14 protein-coding genes are annotated in these 16155 nt (G+C 37.8%); 10 read left to right on the top strand and 4 right to left on the bottom strand.

Going from position 1 to position 16155, the window contains the following annotated elements:
- Positions 1-122 precede the first annotated feature (122 nt).
- On the top strand, positions 123-869 hold the full coding sequence (locus WDJ61_RS15095; RefSeq protein WP_338751138.1) for an effector binding domain-containing protein: 747 nt from the start codon (positions 123-125) through the stop codon (positions 867-869).
- A gap of 150 nt (positions 870-1019) precedes the next feature.
- Here the strand turns inward: WDJ61_RS15095 and WDJ61_RS15090 are convergent, their stop codons facing one another.
- The gene (locus WDJ61_RS15090) at positions 1020-1703 is read right to left on the bottom strand and encodes a class I SAM-dependent methyltransferase (RefSeq protein WP_338751136.1); all 684 of its coding nucleotides are present in this window, start codon (positions 1701-1703) and stop codon (positions 1020-1022) included.
- A 119-nt stretch (positions 1704-1822) separates the two neighbouring features.
- On the opposite strand from WDJ61_RS15090, the gene WDJ61_RS15085 reads away from it, so the two are divergent.
- Positions 1823-2683: a LysR family transcriptional regulator gene (locus WDJ61_RS15085; protein WP_338751134.1), complete on the top strand. Its 861-nt coding sequence runs from the start codon at positions 1823-1825 to the stop codon at positions 2681-2683.
- Between the two features lie 180 nt (positions 2684-2863).
- Here the strand turns inward: WDJ61_RS15085 and WDJ61_RS15075 are convergent, their stop codons facing one another.
- The 3 genes from WDJ61_RS15075 to WDJ61_RS15065 all read right to left on the bottom strand — a co-directional run bounded on the left by WDJ61_RS15075 (position 2864) and on the right by WDJ61_RS15065 (position 4500).
- Positions 2864-3523, bottom strand: coding sequence for a GAP family protein (locus tag WDJ61_RS15075; protein WP_338751133.1), 660 nt, complete (start codon positions 3521-3523; stop codon positions 2864-2866).
- A 9-nt stretch (positions 3524-3532) separates the two neighbouring features.
- Positions 3533-4291 carry a MerR family transcriptional regulator gene (locus WDJ61_RS15070; RefSeq protein WP_338751131.1) on the bottom strand — a complete coding sequence of 253 codons (759 nt, stop codon included), beginning with the start codon at positions 4289-4291 and terminating at the stop codon, positions 3533-3535.
- A 65-nt stretch (positions 4292-4356) separates the two neighbouring features.
- Positions 4357-4500 (bottom strand): hypothetical protein, encoded by a 144-nt coding sequence (locus WDJ61_RS15065; protein WP_338751129.1) that lies wholly within the window; start codon positions 4498-4500, stop codon positions 4357-4359.
- Positions 4501-5099: 599 nt separating this feature from the next.
- Between WDJ61_RS15065 and WDJ61_RS15055 the strand changes: the two genes are divergently transcribed.
- From WDJ61_RS15055 to WDJ61_RS15020, 8 genes are all read left to right on the top strand, one after another.
- Positions 5100-9998: a DNRLRE domain-containing protein gene (locus WDJ61_RS15055; RefSeq protein ID WP_338751127.1), complete on the top strand. Its 4899-nt coding sequence runs from the start codon at positions 5100-5102 to the stop codon at positions 9996-9998.
- Positions 9999-10019: 21 nt separating this feature from the next.
- The gene (locus WDJ61_RS15050; RefSeq protein WP_338751124.1) at positions 10020-10694 is read left to right on the top strand and encodes a hypothetical protein; all 675 of its coding nucleotides are present in this window, start codon (positions 10020-10022) and stop codon (positions 10692-10694) included.
- Positions 10695-10932: 238 nt separating this feature from the next.
- Positions 10933-12276 carry an RHS repeat-associated core domain-containing protein gene (locus WDJ61_RS15045; protein WP_338751122.1) on the top strand — a complete coding sequence of 448 codons (1344 nt, stop codon included), beginning with the start codon at positions 10933-10935 and terminating at the stop codon, positions 12274-12276.
- A gap of 21 nt (positions 12277-12297) precedes the next feature.
- Positions 12298-12714, top strand: a complete 417-nt coding sequence (locus WDJ61_RS15040) for a hypothetical protein (RefSeq protein ID WP_338751120.1) — start codon at positions 12298-12300, stop codon at positions 12712-12714.
- Positions 12715-12947: 233 nt separating this feature from the next.
- Positions 12948-13973 (top strand): RHS repeat-associated core domain-containing protein, encoded by a 1026-nt coding sequence (locus WDJ61_RS15035; protein WP_338751119.1) that lies wholly within the window; start codon positions 12948-12950, stop codon positions 13971-13973.
- A gap of 18 nt (positions 13974-13991) precedes the next feature.
- Positions 13992-14513, top strand: a complete 522-nt coding sequence (locus WDJ61_RS15030; RefSeq protein WP_338751117.1) for a barstar family protein — start codon at positions 13992-13994, stop codon at positions 14511-14513.
- A 231-nt stretch (positions 14514-14744) separates the two neighbouring features.
- Positions 14745-15500 carry an RHS repeat-associated core domain-containing protein gene (locus WDJ61_RS15025; protein WP_338751115.1) on the top strand — a complete coding sequence of 252 codons (756 nt, stop codon included), beginning with the start codon at positions 14745-14747 and terminating at the stop codon, positions 15498-15500.
- Between the two features lie 21 nt (positions 15501-15521).
- Positions 15522-16019 (top strand): HEAT repeat domain-containing protein, encoded by a 498-nt coding sequence (locus tag WDJ61_RS15020; RefSeq protein ID WP_338751113.1) that lies wholly within the window; start codon positions 15522-15524, stop codon positions 16017-16019.
- The last annotated feature ends 136 nt before the right edge of the window (positions 16020-16155 follow it).

Here is a 16155-nt window from a genome sequence, read left to right as displayed (position 1 = left end):
AATTGGGCGGCGATTCTCTACAATCAGTCGTTCCGTTAAATCCCCGTTCATTTTATGACAGACTGTTGTCAAGTTAGGTTTGTTATAGTAAGGGCAAATGACAGAAGGGTGGAGAATGAAAGATGCAAAATCATTGTCAAAGTTGTGGAAGGCCATTAACTGATCAATCGTTACTTGGTACAGAAAAAGAAGGGCAACTTAGTAAAGACTATTGTACATATTGTTACGAGGCAGGTGAGTTTAAGCAGCCAGATTTAACAGTTGAGGAAATGATTGATATTTGTGTGCCTCATTTAAAGAAAGATGGCATGAAAGAAGATCAAGCACGTCAAATGTTAGCTTCTTTTTTACCGAATTTAAAGAGATGGAGAAAGAGTGAATTCGCAGCGCCTGTTGTCGTTGAGAAAGAACCCTTTCAAGTGATCGGAATGACAGCTCGGACATGCAATGCGGATGAAATGACTTCGAAGGCAAAGATCCCATCATTATGGTCAGCGTTTTATCAGCAAAAGGTGGGGGAGAAGGTTTCTCATCTTGTGAAGCCAGGTATTGTGTACGGGCTGTACTCTGACTATACGACAGATGTGAACGGGGAGTATTCGATCACGCTTGGAATGGAAATGTCATCAAGCGAAGCCGTCCCAGAGGGCGTGGTTGTGAAGACGATTCCAGCTGCCAAATATATGGTGTTCACTTCTGAGAAAGGGCCAATGCCTGAAGTGGTCATCAAAGCTTGGCAAGACATCTGGGCGTGGTTCGCTCAATCAGAAGTAGAACGAACCTACACAGGAGACTTTGAAAAATACGACGAAAAATGTGCCAATCCTGAAGAAGCACAAGTCGAAATATATATCGCAATACGGGGGTAGGTAGGTGCCTGTCACTCCCCGAAATATGTTAAAAAGAATACCAGCCCCCGACTGCGATGAAGCAGGAGGGAGCTGGTATTGGTCGTTCTATCGTTCTATCATGATTCCTGTGAATAGAGCGGTGGAGGTGCCCATTCACTTCTTGGGGAATTACTTTCTCCCAAACAACACGACAAAGTTAAAATATTTATAGACGCAATCGACGTCGTGAAAGCCGCTTTCTGTTAACCAATCAAGTTGCTGTTGCAAAGTGGACATTCGATCTAGCTTAGTGCGCTCATGAGCGGTTTCTAGTTGTTGCTTCGTCAATCCGCTCGCCGCAATTTTTTGCTGCCAATCTTGTTTGTATAACGAGTCGATAAATGGAGTATGGCCAAGTACTTGATCGGCATTGATGAAAATTCCACCTGGATTAAGCCATTTGTACACATTTTGATATAGCTTTCTTTTTTCTTCATCTGATAGATGGTGAATCGATAAAGAGGAAATGATGATATCGAATGTTTGCTCTTCGAACTGGTATTTCGTGTAATCCGCAGTCACGTAACGGATTTCTTCATGATTAAAACGTTTTTTGGCGATCTCTAACATCTTTTCTGAAAGATCAATCAATGTCAATTGAGCTTGAGGGAACTTCTCTTTCAAAAAGGCGGAAAATAATCCTGTGCCTGCTCCAATATCTAAGACGCTGGGATCTTTCTTGCCACTTTCTATTAGTGAAATCGGAATTGAATAGAAATCATCGAAGCAAGGAATTAATTTTTTCCTTTGTTCATCATAAACAGCCGCGTGCTCATTGAATCGGTTCATTACCTGTTCTTTTGTCGTATCCATTTTATTTCCTCCTTATGTTGTCGTTAAATGAAGAATACACGATTTGGTATATAATGAAAATAAATAAAAAATAGATTGATTGATAACGAAGTGTTATTAAAGAGAAAGCAGGGATCAGTGTGGAGATAAAATGGGTACGTACGTTTTTAAGTGCCGCCAAGCATGAAAACTTTCGTCAAGCGTCAGATGAACTGTTTCTTACTCAGCCTGCTGTAAGTAAGCATGTGAAGCGGTTGGAGCAGCACCTTGATGTGAAATTATTTGATCGTGTTGGCAAGCATGTAGCTTTGACAGCGGCCGGAGCTAAATTTTTGCCAATTGCTAAGAAGTTGATGACAACATACAATGAAGGAATCGAGGAAATGGAAGCGTGGAAAAAAGGGGTTCATCGGATATTAAAAATAGCAGTTGCTCCCCAAATCGCGGCATCGATTTTGCCTCCGATCTTAAGTCGTTTTATGGAGACACATCCAGAAATTGAAGTGGTCATCGATGTCGTTCGTTCGTTTGACATCGGCAAGAAAGTGAGAAGCGGACAAGCGGATATTGGTTTATCACGAATGGAACCGTGGGAAGCAGGCATTCACTATAAGGTGATTCACCAAGACCCTGTTGTTCTAGTGGCTCCTTACGATTCAGATCGGTGTTCGATGACAGAAGCAGAGGCGCTACAAATGTATCGCTTATTAATAGATAATCACCCTACTTATTGGGAGGAATTATTGCCTGCAGTTAGACAAATTGCTCCATCCGTTCGCACCTTGCCTGTCACACAAATGGATGTCACTAAACGGCTGATTGAACAAGGCCTGGGCCTCTCGTACTTGCCTTTATCGATGGTGAAGGAAGAATTAAATCACCAGAAATTAATGATTATCCCATCAGTACAGATTCAACGACCAACCTCACTCACTTATTTCATGACCAAAATCATCACAGAAGAAGTCGAGGAATTTGTGAAAGAATGGGGGTGGGAGTAGGTGCCTGTCACTCCCCGGTCTTCTACGTAAGTTCTTCCCGAAAGACGCTGATTTTAATAAGGTTTCAGATGAAGAGCTCAATCAGGCGCTCCATCTAATGAATAGTCGTCCGCGTAAATGTCTAGGTGTAGCTTTGAAATAAAGTTTGATTATTTACTGCCTATACTTTGGTCAAACACCCTATAAATAATCCAGGCTATTAAAAATCAGAATGAGTCCAACAATACACATTATCCACGAAAGAGCCGATCCTGTATTATTAGCGATTTTCACCCGAAGCTTCTGAAGAGGCTTTTGTATCGATCGACCAAACAGGAGATAGAGTAGAAGCAACAAGAGGGAAGGCAACACCATGATAAAATTGTATCCAGCTAAAATAGCAGACCATTCCATCCATGATAGATTAGAAGTAGTCATTATGCCGATTGCTGCAAAATAAGGAAATGCTGTACCTACTTCAATTAATGAAGTAGTGAATCCCAGAGCAACCATTGAAAGTATGCTTTTTGATTTTGGTGTAGGTAGGCCTGAGTTTTTCTTTGTTGGAACATAAAAACTTGCGATGAATAATATCGCTCCAATAATAAAGACTAGCCAGCTTATGATTCGATTTTGAAATATGCCAGAAATAATCTCAAGCAAAAAACCTAATCCTAACATGAGTGAAACTCCAACAACAAAATAAAATGCTGCTACTGTCAATAAATAAACCAATAAACGTTTGATAAGTGTCCTATTATCTGTTAAAAGTAGATACACTGTTACCCCTATTGTGGCAGGGCTTAGCATATCCAATAAAGCCAAGCCACTTATCAGGAGAAGTAATTCTGTACTCACCATTTTTCCCCCTTATTCCGATTGAGGATTATTCTTTTCGGTCATAAAAAATGCATACGCCTGGTTCATAAACTCAAGTACATCCTGTTCAATCGGATATAATCCCAGTTTATCTGATTGCTTTGATGACATCCGTATTTCCCACAGCTTATTTAAAAACTCATCCTCACCATCAAATTCTTCTAAACGCTTTTCATCCATTCTTCTAATGATATTTTGAACTTTGGATGCTTTTGGACCATCCTTCATATAACGTTTTAACTGACCTATCAGAGCAATCCATTCGAGTGAATCAGAGCTGTCACTTGTCATATTGGGAACCTTTTCCCATAGCTTTATTTCTCTGTCTTTAAATAAAGATTCGCGATAATACTGCTGTATTTCTTTATCTTTACTGGATAATTGCATGATCTTCTGAATGGCAATCGAGTTTTCTTCTCCTTCTATCGCAATTCCATGTATTAATTCCCTTAAGGTTAGCTCTATTTTCTTTAAGTTTTCCTGTTCTTTTATTACAAAAGATAATTGACTCTTTAAACTATCCGACCAATCCCACTGACAGGAAGAGAGCATATCCTTAATTTCATGTAACCGAAATCCAATCTTTTTTAAAAATTGAACCTGCTGTAGTTTTTTTATTTCTTCGTTCGTATATAAACGATGGCCACCTTCCGTTTTTGATGTTGGTTTTAATAAGCCGATCTGATCGTAGTAACGCAGTGTTCTTACTGTAACACCTGTCAGCTCCCTAACCTTGTTAATGTGTATCAACTGATAAACCTACCTTCCTGTACGTTAAGACCCTATCGTTAACGACTGTTTTATTCATTCCACTTTTATTCTTCTTTACGAAAAAAAAGTTTAAGTAAGTAGCCTGCTCCCAAGCCTATCAGTACACCAGGAAATGCATTATCCAGTGTCAGTCCAATACCTGCACCTATAATGACACATCCATAAATAACAATATCCCCCTGTTCCATCTAAAAACCTCCTAATTCTCTAAATCTCATTTTTCTTGAGCATGCTACAAAGTAGCTACTAATAATCAGTATATAAAATGACGTAGCGTCACCTTCAAGTATTTTGTAACTTCGAAATAAAGTTTGATCAAAAATATCCCATAAACCCTTATTTTATGGTAAACAAAGAAGAATCCATTTTGAAAAAAGATTGTTCAAAATGGATTCACTTCTTAAGATTAGTTATGTCATTTTTATCCCGCATTAACGGGCTGTAAGACCCCCACTGATTGAAGTTTCACTTTATAAAAAAGTTTGATCATTTCATTGAACTTTACGGCACTTGCAAGCCGACCATCCGCAATCGGAAAGGCATTTGGAAAGCTTAAACATCGTATAAGTACATAGTTTGCCATTCATGGTCCAATACCTCTAATGTCTGTCAGTATTTTTTCTTAAGGACTATGGGGTCTGACTCCATAGCCTCATGGAATTATTTACTTTTATTACACTTAAAATCACAAAAATCAAAATATTAATAATTAATTGATAATTGTTATTGTTTTGTAAAGTGGCTTAACCTATAATATTCCTTAAATTGATATAATAGGAGGGATAGGATGAAAAAGTATATTTCTTTGCTTATCGCTATTATGATGTTTTGTAGCCTGTTACCACCATTTACTCCAGTTCAGGCTAAACCGAAAGAAAAGGATCGGGATACTGTCCCTTCCATTCAAAAAGAAGTAGAAATCGTTGACGAGCGGACGGCTAACTCCCAAACGTTTATACAGGAAGATGGTTTATACCGGATGGAGATTTCCCCGGAACCGATCCATGTCCAAGATGAAAAAACAAAAGAATGGGAACCAATTGATAACCAACTTAAAAAGAAAGATAGTGGACGTTTTCACAATAAGAAAAATGAGTTCGATGCTTCTTTTGCACCGAAATCGGAAAATGGGGAATCTTTAGTCTCTATTGAGCAACAAGGGAAATCAGTAGATATTGTAAGTGTAGATCAGAATGGGCAGTCAACAGCTAGTGTTCCAGCAACAGTAGAAGACAATCAAGTTACTTATAAAGAGGTCTATTCAAATACCGATTTAGCTTATACCATTGGCAATAGTTCTATTAAAGAAGATATTATTTTAAAAGAAAAGCCTAGTGAGACAGAGCCATTAGAGTATTCATTCCAATTTAAAATCAAAGGGTTGACACTTGAAGAAACAGAAGATGGTTACTTGTATTTATTAGATTCCGTTTCAAAAGAAAGAGTTTTTTCCATTGAAAAACCATTTATGATGGATTCAGCCACTCCTGAAGGGTTTACCTCTCGTATGGAGCACCCAATGCCGGAAGGTTCCTTAAGCGATCAGGTTGAAATGGAAGCTATTCAAAAAGGAAATAAGTTACATATTACACTGAAACCTAATATGGAGTGGTTAACTTCTTCTGAACGAGTGTATCCTGTTATCATTGATCCGACAGTCAAAGTATACCAACCGAAAAATGATTTAAATGATACAACGATCCGCAGTGCATTCCCGGATCAAACGGGTGGAGCCGATTTAGAAATGGGAGCGGGCTTCCACAGCACGTCTAAGAATACGGTTCGATCACTTCTTCAATTTGATGTTGGCACATTGCCTAGAGGCGCAAAGATTATGAATGCCCAACTAAATCTTCGGCTGTCTTCTGTGTGGAATGATACAGCATCCAGTATTGGTTTATATGAAATGAACAGTGCTTGGGAGGAAAATCGCGCAACATGGCAGCGCCGAACACAAAGTGCTCTTTGGACAAATAAAGGCGGTGACTTTCATTCAACTCTTCTTTCATCACAAACGATTGGAGCGCTAGATACAGCAGCTACAGAGCCTCAATTATTTAAATGGATCATCAAACCAGAAATAATCCAAAAATGGATGGATGACCCTTCTAAAAATTCAGGGCTGATGCTTAAGGCAACAAACGAAACCTCGGCTACCTACAAGAAATTTTATTCGGGGGATTATTCAGGAAAACTGCAGTATTCACCTAAGTTGACGATCACCTATTATCCTGTTAGCCGTCTAGGGTTAGAAAGTTATTGGTCTTATTCAGAACATGCATTGTCAGATGGGCAAGGATACGTGAATTTAGGTACTGGAAATCTAATATTGGATTTTACCGATTTTTCAGTAATGGGAAGAGGAAATTCTGGATTTTCTTTTAGTCGAACATATAATTCTAAAGCAGTAGAAGACTCACCAGTAGGATATGGCTGGTCATTTACTGGAAGCGAAACGATGGCTGAATTTCCAAATGGCGATGTTCTTTATACAGATGCAGATGGAACAGCTCATACATTTACGTATGACACCACGACTAAAACCTTCAAGGCTCCGGCTGGTTTATATCTAAAATTAGTTAAAGCTAATACGGATGCCTTTGTGTTAACGGACTTCAACGGGAATAGAGTGGTTTTCCGCGATCTCATTAAAAATCCTGAGCAACAAGGTAGAATTTATCCAATTGATTATGAAGAAGATCGAAATAAAAACAAAATTACGTATCAGCGTGAGGCAGATGGGACACTGACGGGTATTACTGATGCAACTGATCGTAAACTTACATTAACATACCAAAATGGGCGCATCCAATCTGGAACATTCGAAGGTGTGAAAAAGTTTGCTTATACGTATGACACAGCTGGCCGTTTGAAAACATCTACAATTTATAAAGATGCGACTACAGGTTCAACTACTACGTATAACTACAATACTGACGGACAACTCATTAATATTGTTGATGCCAATAACCAGACGACTCATTATCTATATAACGCTGGCTTCTTAGAACAGGTAAAACAGCCGACGATTTCAGACGTAGATTCAAATATTACCTATAAATATGATATATATAATTTGACAGCTAGTGAATTTGATGCCTATGGAAAAGAAACAAAATATAAACTTAATGATAACTATATTATTACTTCCATTACTGATCCAATGGGGTTTGTCTCTTCTTTCACCTATGATGCGAATTATAACTTATTAACTGAAAAGGATCCAAAAGGTAACACAACAGTTAATACGTATGATACGAAAGGGAATGTAGAAACGACAACAGATCCGTTAGGTAATAAAGTTTTTTATACCTATAATAACTTTAGTCAGCCGCTTACCGTGACGGATGCAGATGGCACGATGACTTACGAATATAATGCTTACGGCGATGTCATTAAAGAAATTAATCCTTTGAATGAAGTGACTACTTTTGATTATTATGAGCCTTATGGCAATTTAAAAAGCATGACTCCACCTAGCGGTGTCCCTGAAACATATGAATACGATGCCATGCAGAACTATCCGAAAAAATTTGCAGATGCACTGGGCCGGAAAACATCTATTGTCAACGACAAATACGGAAATGCCAAAGAGGTCACCGATCCAAAAGGAAATAAAGTATCCTTTGATTATGATGAACAGGAACAACTAAAGTCAGCAGTCGATGAAAAAGGTAGCGAGACTTCATATGGATATGACAATAATGGGAATTTAACTACTATAAAAAACCCAAGAGGTTACACAACGACACTGGGGTATAATAGCCAAAACCAGTTTATCTCTCGAAAAGAACCACTTGGCCAGACTACGACATATGGTTATGACGCTCTCGGCAACATGACGACAGAAAAAAAGCCAGATGGCAATACGCTTGTCAAAACTGCCTATGATGCGAACAGTCGCCCAACAGATATTTTTATCAATGGTTATTTAAAATGGCACTATGATTATGATAAAAACGGCAACACAACAGCTGTGAAAAATGGAGAGAACAATGCTACTTCCACGTTTATCTATGATAAAGCAGACAAGCTGAAAACAGCTTCTAACGGTAAACAGGTTGTTGAGTACAGTTATTCACCAACGGAAACGTTAACAGACATTAAAGGAACCTCAAATGGCAGCTCATTTGCTCAAAGATTTGCGTTTGATGATGCAGACCAGCTAAAAAATTGGTACCGAAATGGGGGTATACAGGGAGCATATGAATATTATCCAACAGGCGAGCCACAACAGCGCCGATATGTGAACGGTATTCATACTAACTATACGTATGATGACGCCCAGCAAATGAAAACGCTGAAAGTTACCAAAGGTACGACCGTTTTATTGGACGAAACCCTAGGTTATGACCTGAACGGAAATGTAAACTCGGTCACTAGTTCACCTGGCAACAAAGCTTTTGCGTATGATAAAACCAATCAACTAGAATCACAAATTATTTCTTCTGTCCAGTTAACTGAATCATACACTTACGATGCCGTTGGAAATCGCAAAACCAAAACAACCGTCAAAGATGGAAAAACGACCGACACAACGTACGACTATGATGCCAATAACCGTCTAACATCTGTAAATGGACAAACCTATTCATACGATGCTAACGGCAATCGGACAAAAGACAATAAGTACACATACGTGTATAATAAATTCGATCAGATGACCTCCGTCAAAACCAATGCTGGAACCACCGTCTCCACTTTCACATACGATGACGAAGGACGTCGGACTAGTAAAACCGTTGATGGAAAGACTACCTACTATCACTACGATCAAGGAATCAACGTCCTATTTGAAACGGATAGTAATGGTACAATCACATCTGAATACATCTATGATCCAGATGGTATGCCGCTTGTGATGACTAAAGGTGGTCAAAATTATTATTATACGTATAACAGCTTGAAAGAAATTACGGGGCTGACGAATGCATCCGGTACAGTCGTCGCTTCTTACTCCTACGATGCGTGGGGAAACATTCTTTCCGAAAGTGGTGCAATGGCAAAAGAAAACCCAATCCGCTACAAAGGCTATCGTTATGATGAGGAGACTGGTTTATACTATCTGATTGCACGCTATTATCAGCCAACAGAAGGAGTTTTCCTCACAACAGATCCAGAAGGTGGAGACACGGACGATCCAAAAACGCAGAACGGCTACGTTTATGCAAATAATAATCCGGTTATGATGACTGACCCGGATGGGAACTATGCATGGCTTGTGATTAATGCTGGCTTTGCGGCTTATAGTGGCTATCAAGCTTATAAATCTGGTAAAGGTGCCGGAGGAATAGCAGCTGCAGCAACTCTTGGATTTGTCGGTGGAGGAAAAGGAAAAGCAGTTAGAAAAGGGATTGGATTAGTAAAGAAAATCCATGGGAATAGCCGGTGGAGCAAAAAAGCGAATCATGGTTACGAGATATATAAAATAGTGAATGGAAAAAAGCGTGTAGTGAAAGTCGGAATCAGCGGAGGGAAAATATCTAAGTCTGGAAAATCATATAGAGCGAGTAGACAAGCTAATAAATGGTCTGAAAGATTTGGAGGAACATATCATACTCGAATTGTAAAGAAAAATATGACAAGGAAAAAAGCTTTAAAATGGGAACAAGGACATGTAAATAGAGTAGCCAAAGCTGGTGGTAGATTCCCATCTCGATATCATAAAAAACCGCTTCCGTGGTGATAGGAAAGAGAGCGTGACTACATGCTAAACATTCAATTTAGTGACTGGGGGAAACAGCGCCCCAAAAAACATTATAATAACGTCCATAAGATGAGAATTTTTGAATTGATCTTTTCAAAAAAATTGAGCGAATTAGGCGTAAAGCTAGGTGAATTTGATACCATTATTGTCTACTGTCTAGCAAATCCTAAGAAAACATTCTCTTATGATGAAGATTATGCTCTTAAAGAAATTGAAGTTTCAATTCCGTATGACTATATGTCTTTTTTCAACTTAGATTCTAATGAGGAAAAATTTCAAGAGTTCACAAAGTTGATTCATCAGTATATCACACCCATTTTGCAAAAACATTCAAGTTTGTCGGCATCAACCATCTCGACTTTTGTTGAAATAGCACTTGGAGAAATTGTGAAACAAAATTACGAGGCTGTTTTTTTAGTTGGTCAAACTCCCAAGAAAAGTCCTAATCGCAAACAATTAGCCATTTTAAAAGGAATTCATCGTTCTGAAGGTTTTCAGTTACGCTGTGAAGTTTACAATGAGAAAGGCCTCAGAATACTTGACCAGTTATTAGTTGAAGAGGTTGGAAATGAAATTGTGTATTCAAGGTTTTTAGGAACGCTCAAATGGGAAAATGAAAATTTAATTGTAGTAAAATCAAAATCAAGTCAATGGACCGCCACTGTTTCAGTATAGTTTAGTTATTTTTAAATAAAGAAATTAAATTTTAATTCCCAGCGATAGCTGAGAATCTCAGACTATAGATTATATTGATGGTGGCCTATAGCCTTTACCAGACTGAAGCGGTATCATTCATTAACGAATGACATCGCTTTTCTTCTATATAAACTGATTCAAATTATTCTCTACCTACACCTATGACGACGCCCAACAATCAAATAACCTAAAAATTACTAAAGGCACGACCGTTTTATTGGACGAAATCCTAGGCTATGACCTGAACGGAAATGTAAACTCGGTGACTAGTTCAACTGGCAACAAGTCTTTTACGTATGATAAAACCAATCAACTAGAATCACAAACTATTTCTTCTGCTCAGTTAACCGAATCATACACTTACGATGCCGTTGGAAATCGCAAAACAAAAACAACCGTCAAAGATGGAAAAACGACTGACACAACGTACGACTATGATGCCAACAACCGTCTCACATCTGTAAACGGACAAACCTATTCATACGATGCTAACGGTAATCGGACAAAAGATAATAAGTACACATACGTGTATAATAAATTCGATCAGATGACCTCCATCAAAACCAATGCCGGAACCACCGTAGCCACCTTCACATACGATGACGAAGGGCGTCGGACTAGTAAAAAAGTGGATGGAAAGACTACCTACTATCACTACGATCAAGGAATCAATGTCCTATTTGAAACAGATGAGAATGGTACAATCACAGCCGAATACGTCTATGATCCAGACGGTATGCCACTTGTAATGACTAAAGGTGGGCAAAACTATTATTATACGTATAATGGCTTGAAAGAAATTACAGGGCTGACGAACACATCCGGCACAGTCGTGGCTTCTTACTCATACGATGCGTGGGGAAACATTCTTTCCGAAAGTGGTGCAATGGCAGAGGAAAACCCAATCCGCTACAAAGGCTATCGTTATGATGAGGAGACTGGTTTATACTATCTGATTGCACGCTATTATCAGCCCACAGAAGGAGTTTTCCTCACAACGGATCCAGAAGGTGGAGACACGGACGATCCAAAGACACAGAATGGATATGCTTATGCAAATAATAATCCGGTTATGATGACTGATCCGGACGGGAATTATGCGTGGGCGGTCATCAACGCAGGGTTTGCAGTTTATTCTGGCTATAAAGCTTATAAAAAAGGCGGATGGAAAGCTGCGGCGGTTGCTGGGGGAGCAGCTTTAATTGGAGGTGCTGCTTACAAAGGTGGAAAGGTAGCATATAAAGCCTATAAAGCTGGAAAGTTTTCGAAAACTTATCGATTAGCAAAAAAAGTCTCTAAGAAACACAACGGAACTTTGGGAAGAGCTAAAGGGAATGGGTGGACAGTTACAATTCCTGACGGTAAAAAACACAATTATACGGTCAGAGTAATGAATAAAGGTTCTGGTGGTAGGTCTAAACCATATTATAAAATAAGTCATACGAGGTATGGTGCTTTTGACAGGCATGGAAACAGAACTAACGATCCTGCTAAGGTCCATATTAATCTTTCAAGAAAGTCTTATAGAGAAATAAACAGAACCCTTAAGAAAAAGCGTTAATTACGGAAAGGAAGTTGTCAAATGAAACTAACGGACATACAGGATCAATTGAACGCTCTCTGGGGTGCAGTTATTACGGCTAGCCATATTGATTTACAAAATGATACCGTGATATTTAAGCTTGAAATGATTAAAAATAATGTTGTCCAACTTTGTGAATTAAGATTTATTGACGTTTCAGCATTTTACTATGTTAAAGATAGGTTGCCGTTCCGTTTTAATTTTTATGATCGAGAAAAAGTGGATTATTTAGAATTGACCAGTATTCATTACCAAGATGAGGGTTCTGCTAGCATTCAAATTCATCTACCAGAAGAAGCAGAATGGAGTAGAGAGTTTTCCTCCAATGCTAATATCATATTGGAAATATGGGACTCTGTATTATTAATTGAAGCAAGAGAATTTAATTTGGATGGCAAAATCATCTCATTAAAATAAACCATGTTAAACATTTAGTCAATTACAAAAGATATTACTACAAGTATTTTTATCAAGTAGGGGGCGCTGAAAAAGTAAAGTCTTTTGAGAGTAAAGATGATTTTCATCAATATATAGAAAAAAGAAGCTAATATCCTACATATAGTGGATGATTAGCTTCTTTTCCCTTTAAATAGAATTTTTTATATACTTCCATTAATAGGGATGCCCTTTCGTATAACGCAAATAACCAATTGAAGACAGCAGGTTCCAATACCTACAGTTATGATGCAAACGGCAACCGGACACAGGATAGTAAATATAAGTATGTGTATAATAAACTGAATGAGCTGGTAGAAATACAGACACTCAGCGGTCAGACGGTAGCGAAATATACTTATGATGAAGAAAGCCGCCGTATCAGCAAGACAGTCAACGGTCAGACGATCAATTATCATTACGAAGATAAAGATCAAGTGCTGTTTGAAACTAATGATTCGGGTTCAATTATAGCGGAATACAGCTATGACGATTATGGTCGTCCATTGACAATGACAAGGAATGGTCAAACTTACTATTATGTACTTAACAAGCATAAAGATGTAACGGCGTTAACTGATGCGTCTGGTAATTTTGTAGCCACTTATAAGTATGATGCTTGGGGAAATATTCTGTCCAAAAATGGCCCAATGGCAGACTTAAATCCATATAGATATGCTTCTTACCGCTTTGACAATGAATCTGAATTATATTATCTAATTGCTCGGTACTATGCTCCAAAAGAAGGGTTATTTTTATCTATTGATCCAGATCCTGGTGAAAATGAACAACCTGTCAGCCAACATTTTTACATGTATGTTCAAAATAATTCAGTAATGTTGGATGATCCAGATGGAGAACATCCTGTTATTGTAATAGTAGTCTCAATAGGCGGACGTTACGTTATAAAGAAAGTGGCCAAGACTGCAGTAAAGAAAGCCTCAAAGTCAACGTTAAAAAAAGTTAAAGGAAAGTTGTATGTAAATAGAAATGCGTATAAGGTTAATAACAAAGTTGCCAAAAATAATGGAAAACCTCTTAAAGGATACAAAGGAGGTACTTACTCCAATAGAAACAAAAAGTTACCGAGAAATGCACGTTATACCGAGCATGATATTTATCCGACGGCAAAAAGTTGGGGGAAAGGGAAAAAGAGGGGGAAGCAAAGAATTGTTCGTGGTTCCGATGGAAAAGTTTATTATACGAAAAATCACTATAAGTCTTTTATAAGAATAAAATAACTTAAAGGAGAGATTCAATTGACTTCAGCAGAATTTTTTTCGCCTCGGAATTCTAAGTTTCATATTGTATCAGAAGAGTTCATCAATGAATTTGATAGCGTACTCTGTATAGAAGAAATGGAAAAAGAGCTAAATATCATTAAAATTGATGGAAACCAATGCGTAAACAAAAGAAATCTGTTCAAAGAATGTAGAACACAGCTGGATCTGCCACTTTATTTTTCAGATGGTTGGGATAGTCTTAATGACTGCATAAATGATTTGAGCTGGTTCCCTTGGGTCCCTGAAAAGAAAGGCTTTCTTTTAATTATCAGAAACGCTGAAAGCTTGCTCAGAGATCAAGAAGATGACCTTTCTATTTTTTTAGAGGTGCTAAATCACACGATTCAAGAATGGAAAAAAGAAAGGGATTATGGTGATGTTCTTATTCCTCCAACTTCATTTAATGTAGTATTGATCTGCAAAGAAAATTTTATTAAAAAATTAAATGAAGAACTGTTGAAAATCGAGGGAAGTGAATTTCATATTAACGCTGGTTGAGTTGCTGAATTACTAATCTCTAGTATAAGATTTTTTTAGAATCAAGTTCATAAGTCCGCCTTTGAGCGGGCTTTTTTCTTTGAAAAGCAACAATGAAATCCTTTGTTCATAATGCAAACAACCAGCCGACACTAGGGCTACATTTATGATGCAAATGAGAAACAGACAGACAGGCAGTACAAATACATCTATGATAATCTGAAAGAAATCGGCACTCTTTCCGGTCAGACGGTGGCTAAATATATTTATGATGACTCCGGTCGTCCATTGACAATGACGAGAGATGGAAAAACCTATTACTATGTTCTTAATGAACATAAAGACGTTGTAGCATTAACCGATGCATCTGGAAATACTGTAGCTTCTTATACGTACGATGCATGGGGGAACATTCTCTCAAAAAGTGGTGCGATGGCAGACGTAAATCCTTATCGCTATGCTTCTTACCGACATGATAATGAGACAGGGTTATATTATCTCTTGGCACGATACTACGAGCCGAAAGAAGGGATTTTTCTCACTATTGACCCACAGCCAGGAGAAGTGAATGATCCTTTAAGTCAGCATCCGTACGTTTATGTTCAAAACAACCCAGTGATGTTAGATGATCCAGATGGAGAAAATCCTTATGTAGCAGTGCTTGTCTATGTAGGTGGACGTTATGTTATTAAGTATGTTGCAAAAAAAGGAGCTAAATATGCTGCAAAAAAAGCTAAAGGAAAAAAGAAAAAGAAGGCCAAAAAGAAATCTAAAAAACAATTAAAATTAAATTTACAATTTTTTGGTGGGAAGAGCAAGAAAAAAGGTAAAGAATTTAGAGGCGGAAAGAAAAAAATAGGGATAAGTGGTACGGTTATAACGATAAAAGCTTCCAAAATTGGTGGCATAGACGAGGTAAACGAGAGTTTGGAGGAAATGATATTGATAATGCCAGAGAGGCGCGAGAGGCGTACGAATATTGGGTTAGCACTGGCAAACCAAAAGTAAAATAAATAAAGGAGCTAGCATATGCAACTGACACTACTTGAAGAACATATAAATAATAATAATATTAATGAAGCAATTGAAATTATTGAGACACTAGGCAAGAATAAAAACGTTGAAGCTGTGGAATTTTTAATTCAACACCTCACAGCAACCGATAATAATAATTTGAGAAATGCTATCGCTATATATTTGGCAGATATTGGATGTGATAAAGCTGTGGAACCTTTGGTTGATCTCTTGAAAGATCCCAAAACTGAGGGCGCGAGAGGGACAATAGTTTACTCTCTTGGATACTTTAATTGTTCAAATCATATTGAACAATTAGCGGATCTATTATTTAGTTGCAATTTTGAAATCAGTAGACAATCTTTAATGTTATTAGAATCACCCGTAAACAAAATTCCTATTGAAATGAAACAAAAGTATATTAAAAAAGTGAAAAATAGAATTGAAGATCTATGTGATGAAATTGACTTTTTCAAGGAAGCTTTAAAAGTATTAAAGGGTAAGCAAGGTTGAATTTCCGCAAATTGTATGAATAGATAATTATTCTGAGCTTTTCTATGAAATACTATGTTTTAATTCTACTTTGAAAATGGGTGGTAGCTGGCTCCGGTACTATGCCGGAGCCAGCTTATTTAGAATCTATTGGAAC

This window comes from Bacillus sp. FJAT-52991 (genome assembly GCF_037201805.1).
Lineage (GTDB): Bacteria > Bacillota > Bacilli > Bacillales > Domibacillaceae > Bacillus_CE > Bacillus_CE kandeliae.
This window is presented reverse-complemented; position numbering and strand designations above follow the sequence as displayed.

What these genes read in the sequence shown, in the direction of transcription:
- WDJ61_RS15095 (WP_338751138.1), top strand. Translation starts at nt 123, where the DNA reads ATGCAAAATCATTGTCAAAGTTGTGGAAGGCCATTAACTGATCAATCG.
- WDJ61_RS15065 (WP_338751129.1), bottom strand. Translation starts at nt 4,500, where the DNA reads ATGGAACAGGGGGATATTGTTATTTATGGATGTGTCATTATAGGTGCA.
- WDJ61_RS15020 (WP_338751113.1), top strand. Translation starts at nt 15,522, where the DNA reads ATGCAACTGACACTACTTGAAGAACATATAAATAATAATAATATTAAT.
- WDJ61_RS15040 (WP_338751120.1), top strand. Translation starts at nt 12,298, where the DNA reads ATGAAACTAACGGACATACAGGATCAATTGAACGCTCTCTGGGGTGCA.
- WDJ61_RS15050 (WP_338751124.1), top strand. Translation starts at nt 10,020, where the DNA reads ATGCTAAACATTCAATTTAGTGACTGGGGGAAACAGCGCCCCAAAAAA.
- WDJ61_RS15055 (WP_338751127.1), top strand. Translation starts at nt 5,100, where the DNA reads ATGAAAAAGTATATTTCTTTGCTTATCGCTATTATGATGTTTTGTAGC.
- WDJ61_RS15075 (WP_338751133.1), bottom strand. Translation starts at nt 3,523, where the DNA reads ATGGTGAGTACAGAATTACTTCTCCTGATAAGTGGCTTGGCTTTATTG.
- WDJ61_RS15090 (WP_338751136.1), bottom strand. Translation starts at nt 1,703, where the DNA reads ATGGATACGACAAAAGAACAGGTAATGAACCGATTCAATGAGCACGCG.